4 protein-coding genes and 1 pseudogene are annotated in these 1,998 nt (G+C 70.6%); 3 read left to right on the forward strand and 2 right to left on the reverse strand.

What is annotated here, in order from left to right:
- Positions 1 to 455: pseudogene (locus AC2VNT_RS14985) on the reverse strand (UDP-N-acetylglucosamine 1-carboxyvinyltransferase); the annotation flags it as partial.
- 13 nt (positions 456 to 468) lie between these two features.
- Between AC2VNT_RS14985 and AC2VNT_RS14990 the strand changes: the two are divergent.
- Genes AC2VNT_RS14990 through AC2VNT_RS15000 form a run of 3 tightly spaced genes read left to right on the forward strand, consistent with a single transcriptional unit; the run spans position 469 to position 1,623 of the window.
- Positions 469 to 858, forward strand: a complete 390-nt coding sequence (locus tag AC2VNT_RS14990; RefSeq protein ID WP_486947609.1) for an oxygenase MpaB family protein — start codon at positions 469 to 471, stop codon at positions 856 to 858.
- On the forward strand, positions 855 to 998 hold the full coding sequence (locus AC2VNT_RS14995) for a hypothetical protein (RefSeq protein ID WP_486947610.1): 144 nt from the start codon (positions 855 to 857) through the stop codon (positions 996 to 998). The genes AC2VNT_RS14990 and AC2VNT_RS14995 overlap by 4 nt, the downstream gene beginning before the upstream one ends.
- Positions 999 to 1,032: 34 nt before the next feature.
- On the forward strand, positions 1,033 to 1,623 hold the full coding sequence (locus AC2VNT_RS15000) for a cob(I)yrinic acid a,c-diamide adenosyltransferase (RefSeq protein ID WP_486947611.1): 591 nt from the start codon (positions 1,033 to 1,035) through the stop codon (positions 1,621 to 1,623).
- A gap of 7 nt (positions 1,624 to 1,630) precedes the next feature.
- On the opposite strand, the gene AC2VNT_RS15005 is transcribed toward AC2VNT_RS15000, so the two are convergent.
- Positions 1,631 to 1,998: DUF2550 domain-containing protein (locus AC2VNT_RS15005; protein ID WP_486947612.1), on the reverse strand; the 368-nt coding region annotated here is incomplete at its 5' end.

Genomic DNA, 1,998 nt, shown 5'->3' on the forward strand with positions numbered 1-1,998 from the left:
AGCGAGTCCGCCTGCGCAACCACGCACCCGTGTTCGATGTTGCAGGTGGCGCCCAGCTGCCGCAGCCCCGACTGGTGCATGTCGAGCGGCCGGGAGCCGATGGCGTCACCGCCGGGCAGCGCGACTCTGGCCCGTTTGCAGCGACCCACCAGCGGACCGAGCACGCACACCGACGCGCGGAACTGGCGCACCGCGGCGAAGTCGGCGTCATATTTGGGCTCGTCCGGCGAGGTGATCCGCACGGTCGAACCGTCCAGCTCGACGGTGGCACCCAGTCCGCGCAGCACCTCGGCCATCAACGGCACGTCGAGGATGTCCGGGCAGTTGGTGATCGTGCTGGCCCCTTCGGCCAGCAGGGCGGCGGCCATCAGCTTGAGCACGCTGTTCTTCGCTCCGCCGACACCGACCTCACCCGCCAGCCGGCTGCCGCCGGTAACGATGAAACGCTCACCCACGCCGATGAGTGTAATGAGGGTTATCGGGCTGCACGCCGGTACGCAGCGCGCAAGATCTGCGTGTCGGCACCGGCGTCGCCGGCCCCGCCGAGCAGCGCGAACAGCGCGAACAGCGGATTGGCGGCCATCGGGCACCGCGCTGCAGGTCAAGCCGGAGATGTGGCCGGCAACCCGGGCCGAGTTCGACGAGTACTGGTGGCGCAGCATCGACGAACTCACCGTCGATGACACGGTCCGCAGCTTCATCCACCAACTGATGCACGGCGGTAGCGCCCCGCTGTGGATCCGGCTCGGCATGCCGCTGAACCGCTGGGTGACCCGGGGTTGCTGCCGGCGCGGGTCCGCGAGCAGTTGCACTGGTCGTGGAGCGCAACCGACCAACGGCTCTTCGATCTATTCATGACGGTGCTGCCCCCGGTCTACCGGCTGGTGCCGCGGTGGCTGCGCTGGCTGCCGTGCAGCTACCACCTGCGGGACATGCGCCGCCGGTTGTCCGGCGGACGCGGGTTGGTCGACCCGCGCGACCGGCCCGACGCCGCCTGACCCGACACTGCCAGCGGGCCGGTACGGTTTCGGTATGGCGGTGCATATCACCCGGGTCTACACCCGGACCGGCGACGACGGGACCACCGGGCTCAGCGACTTCTCCCGGGTGCCGAAGACCGACTCCCGGCTGGTCGGCTACGCCGACATCGAGGAGGCGAACGCCGCGATCGGGGTCGCCATCGCGCTGGGCAGACCCGACGAGGCCATCACGGCGACCCTGCTGCAGATCCAGAACGACCTGTTCGACGCGGGGGCGGATCTGGCCACGCCGATGGTCGACAACCCCGAACACCCGCCGCTGCGCATCGTCCAGGACTACATAGACCGGCTCGAGGCATGGTGCGACAGCTACAACCAACGCCTGCAGCCGCTGAACTCCTTCATTCTGCCGGGTGGATCGCCGCTGTCGGCGCTGCTGCACGTCGCCCGCACCGCGGTCCGCCGCGCCGAGCGATCGGCGTGGGCGGCCGTCGACGCCCAGCCGGACACCGTCAGCGTGCTGCCGGCCAAGTACCTGAATCGGCTCTCGGACCTGATGTTCGTGCTGTGTCGGCTGGCCAATCCGGACGGCGACGTGCTCTGGCGGCCCGGCGGCGACCGCACCGACCGGCCCGGCGAATAGCCGGCACTCAGAGTCCGGGCCGACGGGCCCGCGGTGACGGGCGGGCTTCCAGCCAGGCCAGAAACGCGGTGAGCGCGCCGCGGTCCAGGGCGATCTCGAAGCCCACTTCGCGGTCCTCGCCGATGTCGTGCAGTTGGAGCACGACGATCTCCTCGGTCATGATGTCGAACTCGTCGCCGCGAGGTGGGCGCCGGGAGACGATCTCCAGGCCCCGCCGGCTGAGCCGGCGGTCAGGCCAGAGCCGCACGCTGGACAGCCGGTAGTACGCGGCCTCGCCGCCGCGGTAACGCACCACGCCGTGCCGCCAGCCCTGGCCGCCGACCGCCGGAATGTCCCGCAGGATCGCGGCGATCCCGCCCTGGCGCAGCTCCCACA

The organism is Mycobacterium sp. TH-M15 (assembly GCF_057473705.1).